Source organism: Shewanella sp. AC34-MNA-CIBAN-0136 (assembly GCF_040309945.1).
Classification (GTDB): Bacteria; Pseudomonadota; Gammaproteobacteria; order Enterobacterales; family Shewanellaceae; genus Shewanella.
In genome coordinates this window covers 1-17,234 of sequence record NZ_JBEOPJ010000008.1, presented here as the reverse complement: position 1 = coordinate 17,234, position 17,234 = coordinate 1, and the positions used below count along the sequence as shown (strand labels likewise).

The window sequence follows — 17,234 nt, the reverse complement described above, 5'->3', positions numbered from 1 at the left end:
GATTGTTTAAGATAATTAAATAGTCAAATTTTGTCATGCAAAATGAAGAAAAGATTTCAAAGTACACTGAAACTAACATCGAAAAAATTGATGTTAGTAATTCTTGTAACATAGGCTTCATAATTGGTACTTTTGGTCATGGACGTGGTGGACATTTTTGGGATTTAAAAATAATTGCTGATAAAATAAGTGAGTCACAACAAGTAGTTATATTCAATATTGGAATTGGAATATCTCCAGTTCTAGAAACATCAAATGTTAAAGTAATTAATGTTCCACTAGGTTTATGTAAAGCACTTACTACATTTCAAAAAGCTGTAAATTATTATAATATTGATAAATTAGTTTCTATTGATCTTCGGGTTAATATCATACCCTCATTAATTTCTAAATTTTTTAAGATACCACTAATCTTGGTTAAACCTGGCGGTCCAAATCCAGGTCGTAATTATCCAATTGTGAAAGAACTTATAGTTTTTAGCTTGGAAAATTTCAATTATTTCAAGGAAAAGACTAGTTTTAATGAAACATTGATTCATTTTTTGCCCAATAGAAGTATGAAATCTGAAGTTAATATTCAGTTGGTTAACGAAATTAGAAAATGTTTTGTAGAAGAAACATTTAAGTTTGTTCAAGTTATAAGGATAACAGAAGAGTACTTTCTTAATCTGTGTCAATCTATAGAGCTAATAAGGTTGTTAAATGACGGGGGTAAATCTTATTCATCTACTTTAATTATTATAGGAGTTGTGCAGAACCAAAAGGTATATGAAGACATTAAGAAGTTAGCTGTAGGTTTACCAATATATTTCTTTACAGAAAACAAGTACACAGCTAAAGCAAGTGAGTTGTTAACAGTTGGTGATGCAGTTATAGCTAATGGCAGAAGCGTAATGGAAGGCGCTTCATTAGGGTTACCTATTTTGGTTTCAGCTAAAAACTCAAAACACCCTGTGTTGTTAAAACCCGAAAATTTTAAAAATGCTTTTAAAGTCAATTTTTCACCACGTTTCGAGATTGACGAAATAGATTCATATGAGGAAAATAACATACTAAGCATACAAGATATAATCAATGATGCAGATTGTTTAGCAAAGTCAAAGGGTTTCTCAATTCGTTGTTTTAACGATTTTTTCAATATTGATAAAGTAATTGTAAATTATATAGATATTATTAAAAATTCTAAATACAAAGGTTTAAGTTTATGGTCTTTATTTTTAATGTTTAAAATATATGTTTTTTCAAGGTTACGGATAAGGTTTAATCGGTGAATAAAAAAAGTAATGCTATAAGATCAGTTTTCTTTAATGTTAGTAGCAATATACTTTCTCAAATAATAGTAGTCGCTTTTATTCCCGTTTTAGCGAGGCTTTATAAACCTGAAGATTTTGGAATAGCCACCCTTTTTCTTGGTATCGCATCTTGCCTTGTTGCTATTTCATCCTTACGAATTTCTGTAACCATTCCCATTGCTGATTCTGTAAATGAAAAAAGTATTGGTATCTTTATAAGTTTTACTCTGATTTCACTTTTAGCTTTATTTCTTTCATTTTTAGTAAACTTTTTTGAAATGTTCAACAGTGGGGCTTTAGAAGGCCTTGGCTTAATTTTTGTTATTTATGTTTATATAACAGCAATAAACAATGTATTAACAAATACTGTCATTTCGAATGGTAACTATCCTTATATCGGTGGTGCTAAAGTTTCATCCTCGATTTTTTTAAATATAGCTAGATTATTGATGGTGTACTTTTCGGCGGCAGATGGTCTTATTTATTCTTTATTAGTTGCGGAATGTTTTGGTTTCTTGATCCTCTGGCTAGGTGCAAAAGATAATATTATAAAAAGTTTTAAGGTCTTTGTAATAGATAAGGTACAGTTTAGACAATTTTTAGTAAAATACAAAGACTATCCAAAGTATCAGGTTTTGTCTCAGTTTATACTTATTTCCTCACAATATGCTCCAGTTTTTATTATGTCGAGTATGTTTGCTGCAAATGAAGTTGGATTATTTGTTATGGCAAATAATTTGGTGAACATGCCGGTTAACTCAATTGGGATTGCTTTGAGTCAAATATATCTTGGTGAATACAGGAAAGAAAAAAATAGAGGTAAAATTTTTAAACATTCCTTACAAATGGTGTTTTTTTTCTTGGTACTTAGTATTCCATTTGTTGTGTTGTTTGTTTTTTTTGGACATAGTTTAATTAATATTTTATTAGGAGAACAATGGGCAGGTATTTCTTCTATTATAACTTTGTTGATAGTTCTTGGTACCGTTAAATTGTGTATGTCGGTTATTTCACAAAGTTTAAATATATTTAGAGCACAAAAGTTACAGCTTGGAATTAATTTAATATTTTTTATTTCCTCATATCTATCGCTCGGTCTAAGCGTCTTTTTGGGCTGTGATTTCCACAATACTGTTTTAATTTATACTCTTGCTGGTACTACAGCATTGTTACTCGGTGTGTTCATTATACTTTTAAATATTAGGGTAAATACGAAAAATGAAGATTGCATTTCTAGGTGACATATATTTAGACAAAGCATATTTGGAGTGCAAAGGGGATTTGTTACTAGACATTAAAAGCGAGTTGGATAAATGTGATTTTGTTGTGGCCAACTTGGAGTCCCCAGTAACAGCAGGTACTGATAGGCTAAGAAAAATTGGACCTAATTTAAAAATGTCACATCTACCAAATGAAATTTTGGATAGTATTGATATTTTTAGCTTAGCTAATAATCATATGATGGACTTTTCCTCAAGTGGTTTAACAGATACTATCAAATATCTAGAGTCTAAGGGAAAACGCTATTTTGGTGCCGGTGTAGATTTAAACACAGCTTTTAAAGAAACAGTGATCAGCAAAAATAATGTCACTGTAGCTTTAATTGGTATGGCTGAAGATGAATTTAGTCTTACTTTTGGGAATTATCCAGGTGTAGCTCCTCTGAATCCAATTTATTCTTATAATCGAATCGCTAGTGCTGTCACTAAATATGACCATGTAATCATTTTTATTCATGGGGGGAATGAATTTTCTTCGTTACCGAGCCCTAAGTACCGTCAGTTGTGTAAAATGTATGTTGATATGGGAGTTAGTAGCGTTATATCTAGCCATACGCACATTGTAGGGCCTATTGAGGAGTATAAAAGTAAGCCGATTTTTTATTCACTAGGAAATTGTCTTTTCAATAGTAAAAAGCCCCCTAAAGGTTGGCTTGAAGGCTTGGTTGTCAATTTAGAACTATCAAAAAAAGCAATAAATTATACTTACTTTGGTTTCAAACAAGCGGTATCCATAGGAGGAACTATGAAACTTTCTAATAGTGACCATTGTTCGTTTTATGTTGATTTGACTGCCATGTCGGCATCAATCAATGATAAAGATATTTATCTTAAATTGTGGGATGATTTTTTGGTAGAAAATTCAGAAAAGTATTTGTTTAGAGTTTGTTCTCCTGTTTTTTTCAAAGGAGCATACACTGTATTTAGCCGCTTGAAAATAAATAAATTACTGTATACAAGCCAGAGCAAATTACTGAAACAAAATTACATTTCATGCGAGTCACACCGAGAGGTTGTTTTAGATTCGTTTTCTAAGGAAGAAAAATGAAAAATATTATTAAGTTTATGATGTTAAATTTCATTCCAAAAAATAGATATGGGGATAAGTTATTTGCTTTTATTAGCTTTATTTATTTTCATCAAAGACTACCAAATAATTCAAGTAATTTTATAGATGTTCTGCATAACGTAAAAATGTCAGGGATATTAAATGATCCTACAAGATGTTTTATTTCAGATAAATATTTGGTTAAACAATTTGTTTCTGGCGTTTTAAATTCAAATTATTCAGTTCCAACGATCTGTTTACTAAATAATGAAAATGATGTTTTAAACTTTGTGGCTCCTTCAGATTGCATTGCTAAACCTTGCCATTCAAGCGGTAATGTAGTCTTTCTAAAAAAAGGAGATAGCATCAAGTTAGATAGTGTTCAAAGTTGGTTTGAAGAAAATTATTATGAGGTTACTAGAGAAATAAATTATAAGAATCTTAAAAAACGTATTATAGTTGAACCTATTTTGTATGGTAATGAAAATTTATCTGATTATAAGTTTTTCTTTTTTGATGGTAAATTTCTTTTCTTACAAGTAGATGTTGATAGAGCTGAAGTTCATAAACGTAGTTTCTATAATAAGAAATTTGAATTCCTAGATTTCTCAACTAAATACCAAATTTCGGAACCTCAGGTTAAACCTCGTAATTTTGTTGATATGTTATATATTGCAGAGAAACTAGCCGTTAATTTCGATAATATAATTAGAATTGATTTATATACTAACGGAGAGGATATTAAGGTAGGTGAAATTACAAACTGTCATGGTTCCGCTAGGGAAAAAGTCCTCCCGGCCGGTAAAGAAGTGATTTTGAATGATTACATATAAATTTAATATAAAACATTGCTTATCATTTTTACTGTTTTTTTCTTTATTCTTTAATACTGAGAACAATGTTTTTGTTTTTTATATTGTTTTTATCCTCAATTTTATCTATTTATTTTTTTGTCTGATTTCTAGACTAAAATTAAGAGTTGAACCCTTTGTTTATTTGTATTGTATATTCTTTTTTTGGTGTCTTGTTAGTGTTTTATGGGCTAGGAATGTAGACCTTGCAATTAGTATGGGTTTTCGTATGGCACTGGTTGTCGTAGCAATATTTTTTACGATCAATTTACAAGATAAAAAGAATTCTATTGTAAAATCTGGTTATTATGGATTATTATTTGGTGTTATTGTAAATGTGCCTTTAACACTGTTTGGTAGTCTATATATTAGTGAAAGGTTCAGTGGCACAACCATTAACCCAAATCATATTTCGTTACTCAGTGGTTTTGTGATTTTTTTGTCAATTGTAAACAGAAAAAATCTTAATAAATTAATTTTCATTATCACCATAATTTTGAGTTCATACTTGATTATTCAAACTGGTTCTCGCAAAGGTCTAATTCTTGTTTTTGTGTCATTGTGCATGTTGATTTTCAATATATCAGATAGGAAAATTGTAACGACTTATTCTTTTATTCTTACAGTTTTTAGTTTTAGCCTTTTTATACTTTTTGTAAATAATTTAGATTACTTTTCAACCTTGCACCCTACATTTGAACGCTTATACGAGTTAACTCACATAAATGTTAATGACCTTTCAAAAGAGGGGTTTGGTGGTGATAATAGTGCCAGGTGGAGAATGATTTTCATTGTTGAAGGCTTTAATATATTCCAGCAATATCCTTTCACTGGAATAGGTTTAGATAATTTCAAAACTTTGTATTCTGAAGATTTATATAGTCATAATAATTATATTGAGATTTTGTCCACATTAGGACTAGTCGGCTTTATTATTTATTATAGTTTCTGTTTTTATTTATTAAGACCGTTATTTAAGGGCGGGAAACTACTTTTATTATTCATGGTTGCATTTTTTCTTTCTATGGATTTTGCAATGGTGTCCTATTTTGAAAGGATGTATATCCTGCCTATTATTTTAATTTACTTTACAGTGAAAAGTGAGCAACCCATTGAGAGTCTTACATATAACAAACGCATTTCCTTATGACGGTCATCCTGAGTATGGATGTTTCATCAATGAACAAATACATAGTTTAAGTGATAAAGTCAGTTCTGAAGTTCTTTTTATTAATGCGCATAAAAATGGTACTCTTGAATACTTAAGATCTCTATCAAATATAAGAAAAATGGTAAAAAATGTTGATGTCATTCATTGTCATCATTTATTTAGTTTTATCGCCTTAAAGTTGTCATTTTCTACTAAAAAACCTGTAGTTTTATCTTTTCTAAATGATTGGACAAAAGAAGTTAAGTTAAATATACCCGAATTGCTTAAACACCATCTATGTAGTTTTTTCGTTAAATTACCTGAAAAAGTCATTTTTAAATCGTTTGTACCTGATTTTTTAAAGGGTGAACGTTTTGTATTTCTTCCTAATGGTGTCGACACTGATTTTTTTAATATATTAGAGCAAAAAGAATCGCGTAAAAAACTAGATTTATGCTCTAAAGCTAATTACTTGCTTTTTGTTAGCTCTAAAAATTTGTTTAGACATCAAAAAAGATACGACATCTTTTTGAATGTTATTGATGAATTGCAAGCCAAATACCCTAGTTTCAATTATAAGCCGCTTACAATGTCAACAGATGATCGTATTGCAGCTAGATTGAAAATTAATAGTGCTTCTTTACATCTATTATGTTCTGATTACGAAGGTTCTCCAAACTCTGTAAAAGAAGCTTTATCTAGTGGGTTGCCAGTTGTTTCTAGGCCGGCAGGAAGTGTCGAGGACCTTTTGTTTGAAATGCCTTATACATCATTAGTTAGAAGTGATTGTAGTAAAATTATTTCTGAAGAAGTTCATAAAATTATATCTCAGCCGGTAGACCGTAATAAAATCCGAGATTCTTTGATTTTAAAATCAATATCAAAAGAGCAAGTAGCGGATAAATTATTTAAGCTTTATATATCTTTAGTTAAAAATATTTAATTTCATGTATAACATTCGGAATATTCTATGAAAATTGCAGTAGCAGGAACTGGTTATGTCGGTCTTTCAAATGCCATGTTATTAGCTCAAAACAATGAAGTCATTGCTGTTGATATAATTCCTGCGAAGATTGATATGCTTAATAAAAAATTATCACCAATTGCGGATATCGAAATTGAAGATTTTTTAATTAACAAATCGCTCAACTTTACAGCTACGCTAAATGCAAAATTGGCTTATGTTAATGCTGATTTTGTTATAATAGCTACACCAACCGATTATGATATAGAAACTAATTACTTCAATACATCATCGGTAGAATCAGTGATTAAAGACGTAATGGCAATTAATCCTAGTGCTGTAATGGTCATCAAATCTACTGTGCCTGTTGGTTATACTGCTCGAATTAAAGAAGAGCTGAATTGTGAGAATTTACTTTTCTCACCAGAATTCTTGCGAGAAGGACGTGCTTTATATGATAATCTTCACCCATCTCGTATTATTGTCGGTGAACGTTCAGAACGTGCTGAAGTATTTGCTAAACTTTTAACTGAAGGGGCATTAAAAGATAGTATTGAAGTATTGTATACTGATTCAACTGAAGCTGAAGCAGTAAAGCTATTTTCTAATACTTATCTTGCTTTGCGAGTAGCTTATTTCAATGAATTAGACACTTATGCAGAAAGTCATGGATTGAATTCTAGGCAAATAATTGAAGGCGTTTGTTTAGACCCGAGAATTGGCAGTCATTATAACAATCCATCTTTCGGCTATGGTGGTTACTGTTTACCTAAAGATACAAAGCAATTACGTGCCAACTATGCTGATGTACCTAATAGTATTATAAGTGCTATTGTAGATTCAAATGTAACCCGTAAAGATTTTATTGCAGATAGTATTTTGAAACGCAATCCGAAATGTGTCGGTATTTATCGTTTGATTATGAAGTCTGGCTCAGACAATTTCCGAGCTTCAAGCATACAAGGTATTATGAAGCGATTAAAAGCTAAAGGTATAGAAGTCGTAGTATATGAGCCTGTGCTCGAACAAGATGAATTCTTTCATTCGAGAGTGATTAAGTGTTTAGACGAATTCAAATTAACTTGTGATGTGATAGTGTCAAATCGTATGGTTGATGAAATCAGTGATGTGAGTGATAAGGTGTATACTCGCGATCTTTTTGGTTCAGATTAGTATTTAAAATTAAATCTTGAGACTTTTATGAAATATTTAGTTACAGGTGCAGCAGGTTTTATTGGTAGTGCAGTTGTTGAAAAGTTAACTTTAGCTGGTCATAAAGTTGTGGGTATTGACAATATCAATGATTATTATGATGTTAATTTAAAATATGCTCGTTTGAAGCGAATCGAACATGATAACTTTCGGTTAATTAAACTTGATATTGCTGACAGAGAAGCGGTTAAAAATTTATTTGAAGATGAGCAATTCAATCGTGTCATTCATTTAGCTGCACAAGCAGGTGTTAGGTATTCGATTGAAAACCCACATGCCTATGTAGATTCGAATTTAGTTGGTCATTTAAACATTTTAGAAGGATGCCGTAATACCCAGGTTAAACATCTTGTGTATGCATCTTCTAGCTCTGTTTATGGATTGAATGCAAAAACCCCATTTTCGACATCAGACAGTGTTGATCATCCGGTTTCTCTTTACGCAGCGACTAAAAAATCCAATGAACTGATGGCCCACAGCTATTCTCATTTGTATGATATTCCAACAACAGGCCTACGTTTTTTTACTGTATATGGCAGTTGGGGGCGTCCAGATATGGCACCATACATATTTACCAAAAAGATTTTAGAAGGTGGAACTATTGATATCAACAATAATGGTGATATGTGGCGTGATTTTACCCATATTGCAGATATTGTGGAGGGTGTCATACGTATTGCAGATGTAATCCCAAATCGTGACAGCTCATGGAGTGTAGAAAAGGGTTCTCCAGCTACAAGTTCAGCACCGTATTCTGTCTATAATATAGGGCATGGCTCACCGATCAACCTTATGAGCTTTGTTGAAGCCATTGAAAATGAATTGGGTATCGAAGCCAACAAAAATTTTAGAGATATGCAACCAGGTGACGTCTATCAAACTTATGCAGAAGTATCCGACTTATTTAAGGCAACCGGATATAAGCCTTGTGTTGGCATAAATGAGGGTGTCGCTGAATTTGTAAAATGGTATCGAGATTTCTATAAAGTCTAATAATAAATATATAAACCCTTATTTCACGTTTTTACTGTGCTAGTAAATCCAACTCAAAATCTTTGAGTTGGACTTGTTTAATCTAGAGAAAATTAAATGTCAAAAATATCAATTGTTGGAACTGTTGGCCTCCCTGCTTGTTATGGTGGGTGGGAAACTTTAGTTGAAAATATGGTGAATTCAAAGTCCGAACACATTAACTATAGTGTTTATTGTTCATCAAAAAATTATAAAGTCAAGCCTAAAACATTTAATGGGGCAAAGCTGATATATCTACCACTATCGGCTAATGGTATATCAAGTATATTTTATGATATTTTTTCGTTAATTCATACTTGGTTTACTCGACCTAAAGTTGTTTTGATTTTAGGCGTTTCAGGTTGTATTTTCCTACCAGTTTTCAAGTTGTTTTCGAATGCGAAGATTGTTGTTAATGTTGACGGTATAGAATGGAAAAGAGATAAGTGGAGTGGTTTTGCTAAATCATTTTTAAAATTTTCAGAAGCTATAGCAATCAAGTTTTCCGACGTTGTAGTCGCTGATAATGATGGTATCAAAGACTATATTTTTGAGTCATATGGGGTTGGCTCTGAGGTGATAGCATATGGCGGAGAGCATGCTCTTACTTCTAAACCAAGTAATGATATTGATAATTTCTTTTTTACTGTCTGCCGTATTGAGCCTGAAAATAATGTAGAGATGATTTTAGAAGCCTTTTCCGAATCTGATTCTAAATATAAAATCGTAGGTAATTGGAATTCGAGTCAATATGGTATTAATTTAAAAACGAAGTTTTCCGCTTTTCCTAATATTGAAATGTTAGAACCTATATATGATTTAAATGTATTATTTGAATATAGAGATAAATGCGTAGGTTATATCCATGGGCATTCTGTTGGCGGGACTAATCCTTCTTTAGTCGAAATAATGCATTTTGGCAAGCAAGTGTATGCATTTGATTGTTGTTTCAACAGGTATACTACCGAAGATAAAGCTATTTATTTTATTAACTCTAAACAATTGTTAACTTTATTGAAAGAAGAATTCAGGAGCGATAATCTAGAATTAAAGGCTATAGCACTTAAACGTTATACTTGGAATGTAGTAAATAAACAATATGAAACTCTTTATGGTCTTAAATAATGTCAAATATTCTTATTACAGGTGGTAGCGGGTTCTTGGGGACTAATCTAATTAACAAATTAGATTCAAATAATGTTTCAGTTCTAGACAGAACCCATAAAGAATTCGCGGGTAGTGTACCTTTTTATGCGGGTGTTATAGATGGTCAATCCAATTATTCCGATGCATTACATAACATTGCTATAGTAATTCATTGTGCTGCGCGAGTACATATAATGGATGATGAGTCTAACAACCCACTGGATGATTATCGAGAAGTAAATACTCTCGGTACTTTAAATTTGGCCCGTCAAGCAGCTGAATCAGGAGTTAAACGTTTTATTTTCATAAGTACTATCAAAGTCAATGGTGAAGTAACTGAGCTAGGCAAACCGTTTAAGTCCTGTGATTCACGAAAACCTGAAGATTTCTATGGACAATCTAAGTCAGAAGCGGAAGAGCAGTTATTACAATTATCAGACGATACTGGATTGGAAGTCGTAATTATTCGGCCTACATTAGTTTATGGGCCTGGTGTAAAGGCAAACTTTGCTTCGCTATTGAATTTGGTATCTAAAGGCTTACCTTTACCATTTGGTTGCATTAAGAATAACAGACGTAGCTTAGTTTCAGTTCAAAATTTAGTTGATTTAATTATTACCTGTATTGATCACCCAAAAGCAGTGAATCAAGTTTTTTTGGTATCGGATGATAACGATGTATCTACTGCCTCAATGGTAAAACAAATGTCTAATGCGCTAGGGAAACAAAATCGCCTGCTACCTTTACCTTTATGGTGTTATCTCTTAGTTGGCAAGTTAACTGGGAAGACTGATGTCGTTGATAGATTATTAGGCTCCCTGCAGGTTGATATTACGCATACTAAGCAGACGTTAAGTTGGACACCACCACAAACGCTTGAACAAGGTTTTAAAGAAACTGCAGAAGCTTTTCTTCTTAATAAAAATAAATAGAGTATTTACATGATCCGTCTAATCGATTTTCTAGCAGCTTTCTTTGGTTTGCTCTTACTTTGGCCTGTTTTACTTATCGTTACTGTTATTGGCATGTTTGATACTGGCTCACCAATTTTTGTTCAAACTCGTGTAGGTAAAAACAAGAAAGCCTTTAAACTGATTAAGTTTCGCACAATGTCTGTAGAAACTAAATCTGTGGCTAGCCACCTAGCGAGTAATGCATCGATTACAAAGTTGGGTAACTTTTTACGCAAAACCAAAATCGATGAATTGCCGCAATTAATTAATGTCGTAAAAGGTGAAATGAGTTTAGTTGGCCCTCGTCCTAACTTGTTTAACCAAGAAAAATTGATTAAAGAGCGTGATGCATTAGGTGTGTATGATGTTCTGCCAGGTGTAACGGGGTTAGCACAAGTTCAAAATATTGATATGTCAACACCCAAGCTTTTGGCGGAAACAGATAAACACATGATTGATACGCTGAATATCAAAAACTATTTTAAGTTCATCTTGATGACAGTCACAGGTAGTGGTAGCGGTGATGCAGTAAAATAGATCTATTTATTTGTACACACTCGATAAGCCCTTGATTTTACGTCTGCGATGATAATTTTTTTGTCACAATGAATCTTGTTTGCAGGGTAAATTGTCTCTGGTTCTTGCTTTGTCATTATCAAACCTATATCAGCCAATGTCTTATTGAATATTGTGCTGATATTGTCTTTTCACTATCATATAACTTTTATCAATAATGTACACTCGTGTTAAACTCGATGTTTTGACTAGTTTTACAAGCTTTTATGTAGATAAGATTTTTTATTATTATGAATGTTATTAATTTGGAGCGCAAAATGGATTTTTTGCAACGTATTTTCTCCTTACCTCGTCCTCAGAAACGGTTGGTAAGTCTTTTTATTGATTCATTTTTTTTAGTTTTTGCTTTTTGGACGGCACTATTAGTTCGACTTGATGATATCAGCGTGTTGAGCAATCTCACCCTATGGATAGTTATTTCAATTGTTCTTCCCATTAGTTTAGTCGTTTTTGCCAAATTAGGACTTTATCGCGCAGTGCTACGTTATATGGGGTTACAAGCGCTTGTTGCAATAGTAATAGGGGTTACTGTTTCAACTATTACATTAGTGTTAGTCTCTTTTTATGCTGAAGCTAATATTCCTCGCACAGTTCCATTAATTTATGCTGCTTTTTCATTAGTGTTTATTGGTGGTTCAAGAACGATTGTTCGTTCTATTGTCGGTTCTGGAATGAAACGTACTGGTGAGCCCGTCATCATTTATGGCGCTGGCGTAAGTGGTAGACAGTTACTAACATCACTTGTTCAAAGCCATGAATATTACCCATTTGCATTTGTCGATGATGATGCGTCATTGCAAGGAACCGTTATTCAAGGGGTTCATGTTCATTCTCCTTCAATTATTCGAAAGTTAATACAACAAAAATCTGCGACTAAAGTGTTATTGGCTATGCCTAGTGCCAGCCGAACTAAACGTCAAAAAATACTCGCTCGTCTTGAGCCATTAGCTGTTCAGGTGTTAACTATTCCTGCAATGTCTGATCTCGTTAATGGAACCAAGCTTTACACTGACATTAAGGAAGTCGAAATTGATGACCTGCTTGGTCGTGACGCTGTTAATCCTCAGGAAGATTTATTGTCAGCCAACATAAAAGATAAAGTGGTTATGGTGACAGGGGCTGGAGGCTCTATCGGGTCTGAGTTGTGTCGACAGATTTTAAAGCAATTACCTAAAAAGTTAATCCTACTTGAGTTATCTGAATTTGCTTTGTATGCCATTGACCGCGAATTAAATGCAATAGCAAAAGAACTTGGTTTGAATGTTAGAATTCTCCCTATGATGGGCACTGTTCAACGTGAAAATCGCGTACAAGCTATTATGGAGTCGTTTGGGGTGCAAACGGTTTATCATGCTGCGGCTTATAAGCATGTGCCACTAGTTGAGCATAATGTGGTTGAGGGTGTTCGCAACAATGTATTTGGTACTCTTTATACCGCTCGAGCCGCAATAGCGGCAAAAGTTGAAACATTTGTTCTTATTTCCACAGATAAAGCTGTGCGTCCAACCAATGTAATGGGCACAACTAAGCGCATGGCTGAGTTAGTACTACAGGCGTTATCTCGAGAGCAAAATAAAACGCGCTTTTGTATGGTTCGCTTTGGTAACGTACTCGGATCGTCCGGATCTGTTGTCCCTTTATTCAGAACTCAAATCGTTAATGGTGGGCCGGTAACCGTTACTCATCCTGAAATTACCCGCTTTTTTATGACCATACCAGAAGCATCCCAGTTAGTTATTCAAGCGGGTGCTATGGGCAAGGGCGGCGATGTTTTTGTTTTGGATATGGGCAAGTCAGTAAAAATTGTTGATTTAGCCAAGAAAATGATCCGCCTAAGTGGTTATGAAGTCCGTAATGAGAAAAATCCTGAAGGCGATATTGCAATCGAATTTAGTGGATTACGTCCAGGCGAAAAGTTATATGAAGAACTGCTTATTGGTGATGATGTCACAGGAACAGAGCATGAGCGAATCATGACAGCAAATGAACTGTATCTAACCTGGGCTGAATATTCGGTAATTTTAGATCGTTTAGATAAGGCTTGTCATGATTTTGATCATGAAGCTATTCGTGACATATTGCTCAAAGCGCCTACAGGCTTTGCGCCCACTGATGGTATTTGTGATTTAGTTTATCAGCAAAAAGCGAAAAACTATGATGCTGCTAAAAAAGTAATTAATCTTGTATCTTAATTATCTTAATTATTTTGATTAAAGTGACTTATTAGTCCATTAATTTGTTTTCACTCATTTATGGCTTGTTTGAATCTATCCTGAGGTTAGGCTCATTTTTATAAGGATTTAAAATGAAAGTTGTTATTCCTGTTGCAGGTCTTGGTACTCGCATGTTGCCGGCCACCAAAGCCATTCCCAAAGAGATGTTGCCATTAGTTGATAAACCGTTAATTCAATATATTGTTAATGAGTGTGTTGCAGCAGGCATCAAAGAGATTGTCTTAGTGACTCACGCCAGTAAAAATGCGATTGAAAATCACTTTGATAAATCATACGAGCTCGAGTCAACGCTTGAAAAGCGAGTAAAACGTCAATTACTACATGAAGTACAAGCGATTTGCCCTAAAGACGTGACTATTATGCATGTTCGTCAAGGCGAAGCTAAAGGTTTAGGTCATGCGGTATTATGTGCTTACCCTTGTATTGGTAACAGCCCGTTTGCAGTAGTGTTACCAGACGTTATTTTAGATGAATATACTGCGAATCAAAAAACTGAAAACCTGGCGGCGATGATTGCACATTATAAGGCCTCTTTTGCTAGCCAGATTATGGTTGCACCAGTACCTGAATCTGACGTTAATAAATACGGTATAGCCGATTGTAATGGTGTTGAGATAGCACCAGGTGATTCAGCTAAGATTAAAAGAATGGTTGAAAAGCCTGCTATTGGTGAAGCACCGTCTAATCTAGCGGTTGTTGGTCGTTACGTGTTATCTGAAAAAATTTGGGCTTTATTGGCTAAAACACCAGCGGGTGCTGGTGATGAAATTCAGTTAACTGACGCTATTGATATGCTGATTGAACAAGATACCGTTGAAGCATTTAACATGACAGGTAAGTCACACGATTGTGGTGATAAATTGGGTTATATGAATGCTTTTGTTGAATATGGCCTACGCGATGCTAAGTTAGGCGCAGATTTCAAAAAAAGTGTTGAAAAAATTCTGCTTGAACAGTAATTTTTTACTGATAATTTGAAAACCAACTTATATCTAGTTGGTTTTTTGCTTTTTGCAATTAGCTAAAAGCCTAGAGCGCTGCGCTGCTAGGACGCTACGCGGCTAGATGTTAAGAATAGGGCGCCTGCGGCTGCTAGGACGACCTTCGGTCTTCGAGGACGCTTTGCTGCTAGATGCTATAAAATCTTAGCAGCGAAGCTGTTCTTAGCAGGACGAAGTCCGCCCTAGAAGCGCAGCACACTATCCGCGTAGCGGCCTAGAATCTAAGAAGCGGAGCGACTCTAGCAGGACGCAGTCCGCTCTCTGGCGAGCCTGCGAGTTCCTAGAACCTAGCAGGACGAAGTCCGTCCTAGAACTTAGCAGTGACGAAGTCACGCCCTAGGTACTTAATTTTTAATTTTGGAGTTTTTATGTCTCGTAAGTATTTTGGCACCGACGGTGTACGTGGAAAAGTGGGGACGTTTCCTATTACGCCTGATTTTGCTATGAAGTTAGGTTGGGCTGCGGGCAAAGTATTAGCGTCAACCGGTACACAAGAAGTGTTGATTGGTAAAGATACGCGTAGCAGTGGTTATATGTTGGAGTCGGCGATTGAGGCTGGTTTATCTGCTGCTGGTGTAAATGTGGCATTAATTGGCCCTATGCCAACGCCTGCAGTGGCATATTTAGCCTCAACGTTTAGAGCTGATGCTGGTGTTGTTATCAGTGCTTCACATAATCCGTTTTATGACAATGGCATTAAATTTTTCTCAAATTCTGGCACTAAGCTTAATGACGAGCAAGAGCTTGAAATTGAAGTTTTACTCGACCTGGCGTTAAATCATAATGCGATGGAGTGTGTTTCATCTGAATTATTAGGTAAAGTCCGCCGGATTACTGATGCTGCAGGTCGTTACATTGAGTTCTGTAAAGGCGTATTTGCTAAAGATTTAACCTTAGCAGGCCTTAAAATTGTCGTCGATAGTGCTAACGGTGCGGCGTATCATATTGCGCCCAATGTATACCGTGAGTTAGGTGCTGAGGTGATTAGCATTAATGATAAGCCTAATGGCACCAATATTAACGACCATTGCGGCGCGACCCATTTAGACAGTTTGCAAACAGCGGTTATGGTACATGAAGCTGACTTAGGCATTGCGATGGACGGTGATGCTGACCGGGTGATGTTTGTTGATCACAATGGCCATGTTGTCGATGGCGACCAAATTTTATATATTCTGGCTAAAACAGCTAAACAACAAGGTACTTTGAGTGGCGGTGTTGTTGGTACGTTAATGTCTAACCTTGGCCTTGAAATAGCGTTAAAAGAAATGGATATCCCGTTTAAACGCGCCAAAGTGGGTGACCGTTATGTGGTTGAGCAATTAAAAGCCACTGGATGGCGAATTGGCGGCGAAGGTTCTGGTCACATACTGCACCTTGACCATGCATCAACTGGTGATGCTGTTGTGGCATCATTATTAGTATTACAAGCAGTATTACAGTCTGGCCAGTCGTTAGCTGAGATAGTATCGGGTATGAAAAAGTTACCTCAAGTACTGCTCAATGTTCGGCTAACCGCTAATAACGCTGATGAGATCTTAGCTTCTGCAGCAGTAAAACAAGCTGTAATCGAAGCTGAAGCAGTACTTGCCGAAAACGGTAGAGTATTATTACGTAAATCTGGCACCGAACCGCTTATCCGCGTAATGGTAGAGTCAACAGATCCAGAAATGTCACAGGCGCAAGCAGAGCATATAGCTAAAGTAGTCACTAGCTTCTAGGTTCTAGGCCGCTATGCGGATAGTGCGCTGCGCTTCTAGGGCGGACTTCGTCCTGCTAAGGACAGCTGCGCTGTTGAGCTTAGATGCTAGATGCTAGAATCTAGTGCGCTGCGCTTCTAGGGCGGACTTCGTCCTGCTAAGGACAGCTGTGCTGTTAAGTTTAGATGCTAGAATCTAGTGCGCTGCGCTTCTAGGGTGGACTTCGTCCTGCTAAGGACAGCTGCGCTGTTGAGCTTAGATGCTAGACTCTAGGCTCTGTTCTCAGCTTTCTAGCATCTTTAATCTTTGACTGTTTATTTTTGATCATTGTTCCGATGATTTTTGCTAATTCTTTTGCTTCGTTGACTAGCATTATTGAAGTTTTTTTGTCTAAAAATCCTGCTTCAACTCCTATGTATAGCTGGGTTACTAACTCGCCTAATGAACCTTTTGCATAGTATAAAAACCTTATTTTTTCCTTTGTTGTATCCCTTTCTTCACCTTCTGCAATATTTGATGGGACAGATAAGCCTGAACGAGTTATCTGATCTTTGAAACCCCAATTATCAACCTTTTCCGTTAATTTATAAATTTCACAAGATAATCTGGATGCTCTTTTCCATACATCTAATTGTTCAAATCTCATGTGTTCTCCATTTATTCTAGCTTCGCTTTGCTGCTAAGTTTAGGGCAGTTTTGCTGTGCTATTTGCTTTTATAGAATCTAGCCGCGTAGCGTCCTAGCAGCGCAGCGATCTAGGCTGTTGCTAAGATTTTATAGAATCTAGCCGCGTAGCGTACTAGCAGCGCAGCGATC

The 17,234-nt window shown here is 35.1% G+C and carries 15 protein-coding genes; 14 read left to right on the top strand and 1 reads right to left on the bottom strand.

From position 1 onward, the window contains the following. Positions 1–35: 35 nt before the first annotated feature. The 14 genes from AAEY94_RS09570 to glmM all read left to right on the top strand — a co-directional run bounded on the left by AAEY94_RS09570 (position 36) and on the right by glmM (position 16,439). The gene (locus AAEY94_RS09570) at positions 36–1,271 is read left to right on the top strand and encodes a hypothetical protein (RefSeq protein WP_350978603.1); all 1,236 of its coding nucleotides are present in this window, start codon (positions 36–38) and stop codon (positions 1,269–1,271) included. Next, entirely contained in the window at positions 1,268–2,533 is a 1,266-nt protein-coding gene (locus tag AAEY94_RS09565; protein WP_350978601.1) for an oligosaccharide flippase family protein, read from the top strand. The genes AAEY94_RS09570 and AAEY94_RS09565 overlap by 4 nt, the downstream gene beginning before the upstream one ends. Further along, positions 2,511–3,620 (top strand): CapA family protein, encoded by a 1,110-nt coding sequence (locus AAEY94_RS09560; RefSeq protein WP_350978600.1) that lies wholly within the window; start codon positions 2,511–2,513, stop codon positions 3,618–3,620. The genes AAEY94_RS09565 and AAEY94_RS09560 overlap by 23 nt, the downstream gene beginning before the upstream one ends. Continuing rightward, a complete protein-coding gene (locus tag AAEY94_RS09555) occupies positions 3,617–4,453 on the top strand; it encodes an ATP-grasp fold amidoligase family protein (RefSeq protein ID WP_350978598.1) in 837 nt (278 codons plus the stop codon). The genes AAEY94_RS09560 and AAEY94_RS09555 overlap by 4 nt, the downstream gene beginning before the upstream one ends. Positions 4,454–4,700: 247 nt before the next feature. Next, positions 4,701–5,621, top strand: a complete 921-nt coding sequence (locus AAEY94_RS09550) for an O-antigen ligase family protein (protein WP_350978596.1) — start codon at positions 4,701–4,703, stop codon at positions 5,619–5,621. Next, positions 5,584–6,564: a glycosyltransferase family protein gene (locus AAEY94_RS09545; protein WP_350978594.1), complete on the top strand. Its 981-nt coding sequence runs from the start codon at positions 5,584–5,586 to the stop codon at positions 6,562–6,564. Before AAEY94_RS09550 ends, AAEY94_RS09545 begins: the two co-directional genes overlap by 38 nt. 27 nt (positions 6,565–6,591) lie before the next feature. Beyond that, entirely contained in the window at positions 6,592–7,758 is a 1,167-nt protein-coding gene (locus AAEY94_RS09540) for a nucleotide sugar dehydrogenase (RefSeq protein ID WP_350978592.1), read from the top strand. A gap of 27 nt (positions 7,759–7,785) precedes the next feature. Then, complete coding sequence (locus AAEY94_RS09535; protein WP_350978590.1) at positions 7,786–8,790, top strand: NAD-dependent epimerase; 1,005 nt, start codon at positions 7,786–7,788, stop codon at positions 8,788–8,790. Positions 8,791–8,886: 96 nt separating this feature from the next. Continuing rightward, a complete protein-coding gene (locus AAEY94_RS09530; RefSeq protein ID WP_350978589.1) occupies positions 8,887–9,933 on the top strand; it encodes a DUF1972 domain-containing protein in 1,047 nt (348 codons plus the stop codon). Beyond that, positions 9,933–10,886 (top strand): UDP-glucose 4-epimerase family protein, encoded by a 954-nt coding sequence (locus tag AAEY94_RS09525; RefSeq protein ID WP_350978587.1) that lies wholly within the window; start codon positions 9,933–9,935, stop codon positions 10,884–10,886. Before AAEY94_RS09530 ends, AAEY94_RS09525 begins: the two co-directional genes overlap by 1 nt. 9 nt (positions 10,887–10,895) lie before the next feature. Continuing rightward, entirely contained in the window at positions 10,896–11,444 is a 549-nt protein-coding gene (locus AAEY94_RS09520) for a sugar transferase (protein WP_350978585.1), read from the top strand. A gap of 296 nt (positions 11,445–11,740) precedes the next feature. Next, positions 11,741–13,675: a polysaccharide biosynthesis protein gene (locus AAEY94_RS09515; protein ID WP_350978584.1), complete on the top strand. Its 1,935-nt coding sequence runs from the start codon at positions 11,741–11,743 to the stop codon at positions 13,673–13,675. Between the two features lie 113 nt (positions 13,676–13,788). Further along, positions 13,789–14,676, top strand: a complete 888-nt coding sequence (gene galU, locus AAEY94_RS09510) for a UTP--glucose-1-phosphate uridylyltransferase GalU (RefSeq protein ID WP_350978582.1) — start codon at positions 13,789–13,791, stop codon at positions 14,674–14,676. A gap of 410 nt (positions 14,677–15,086) precedes the next feature. Beyond that, positions 15,087–16,439, top strand: a complete 1,353-nt coding sequence (glmM, locus tag AAEY94_RS09505; RefSeq protein WP_350978581.1) for a phosphoglucosamine mutase — start codon at positions 15,087–15,089, stop codon at positions 16,437–16,439. 241 nt (positions 16,440–16,680) lie between these two features. On the opposite strand, the gene AAEY94_RS09500 is transcribed toward glmM, so the two are convergent. After that, positions 16,681–17,064, bottom strand: coding sequence for a four helix bundle protein (locus tag AAEY94_RS09500; RefSeq protein WP_350978579.1), 384 nt, complete (start codon positions 17,062–17,064; stop codon positions 16,681–16,683). Positions 17,065–17,234: the final 170 nt, after the last annotated feature.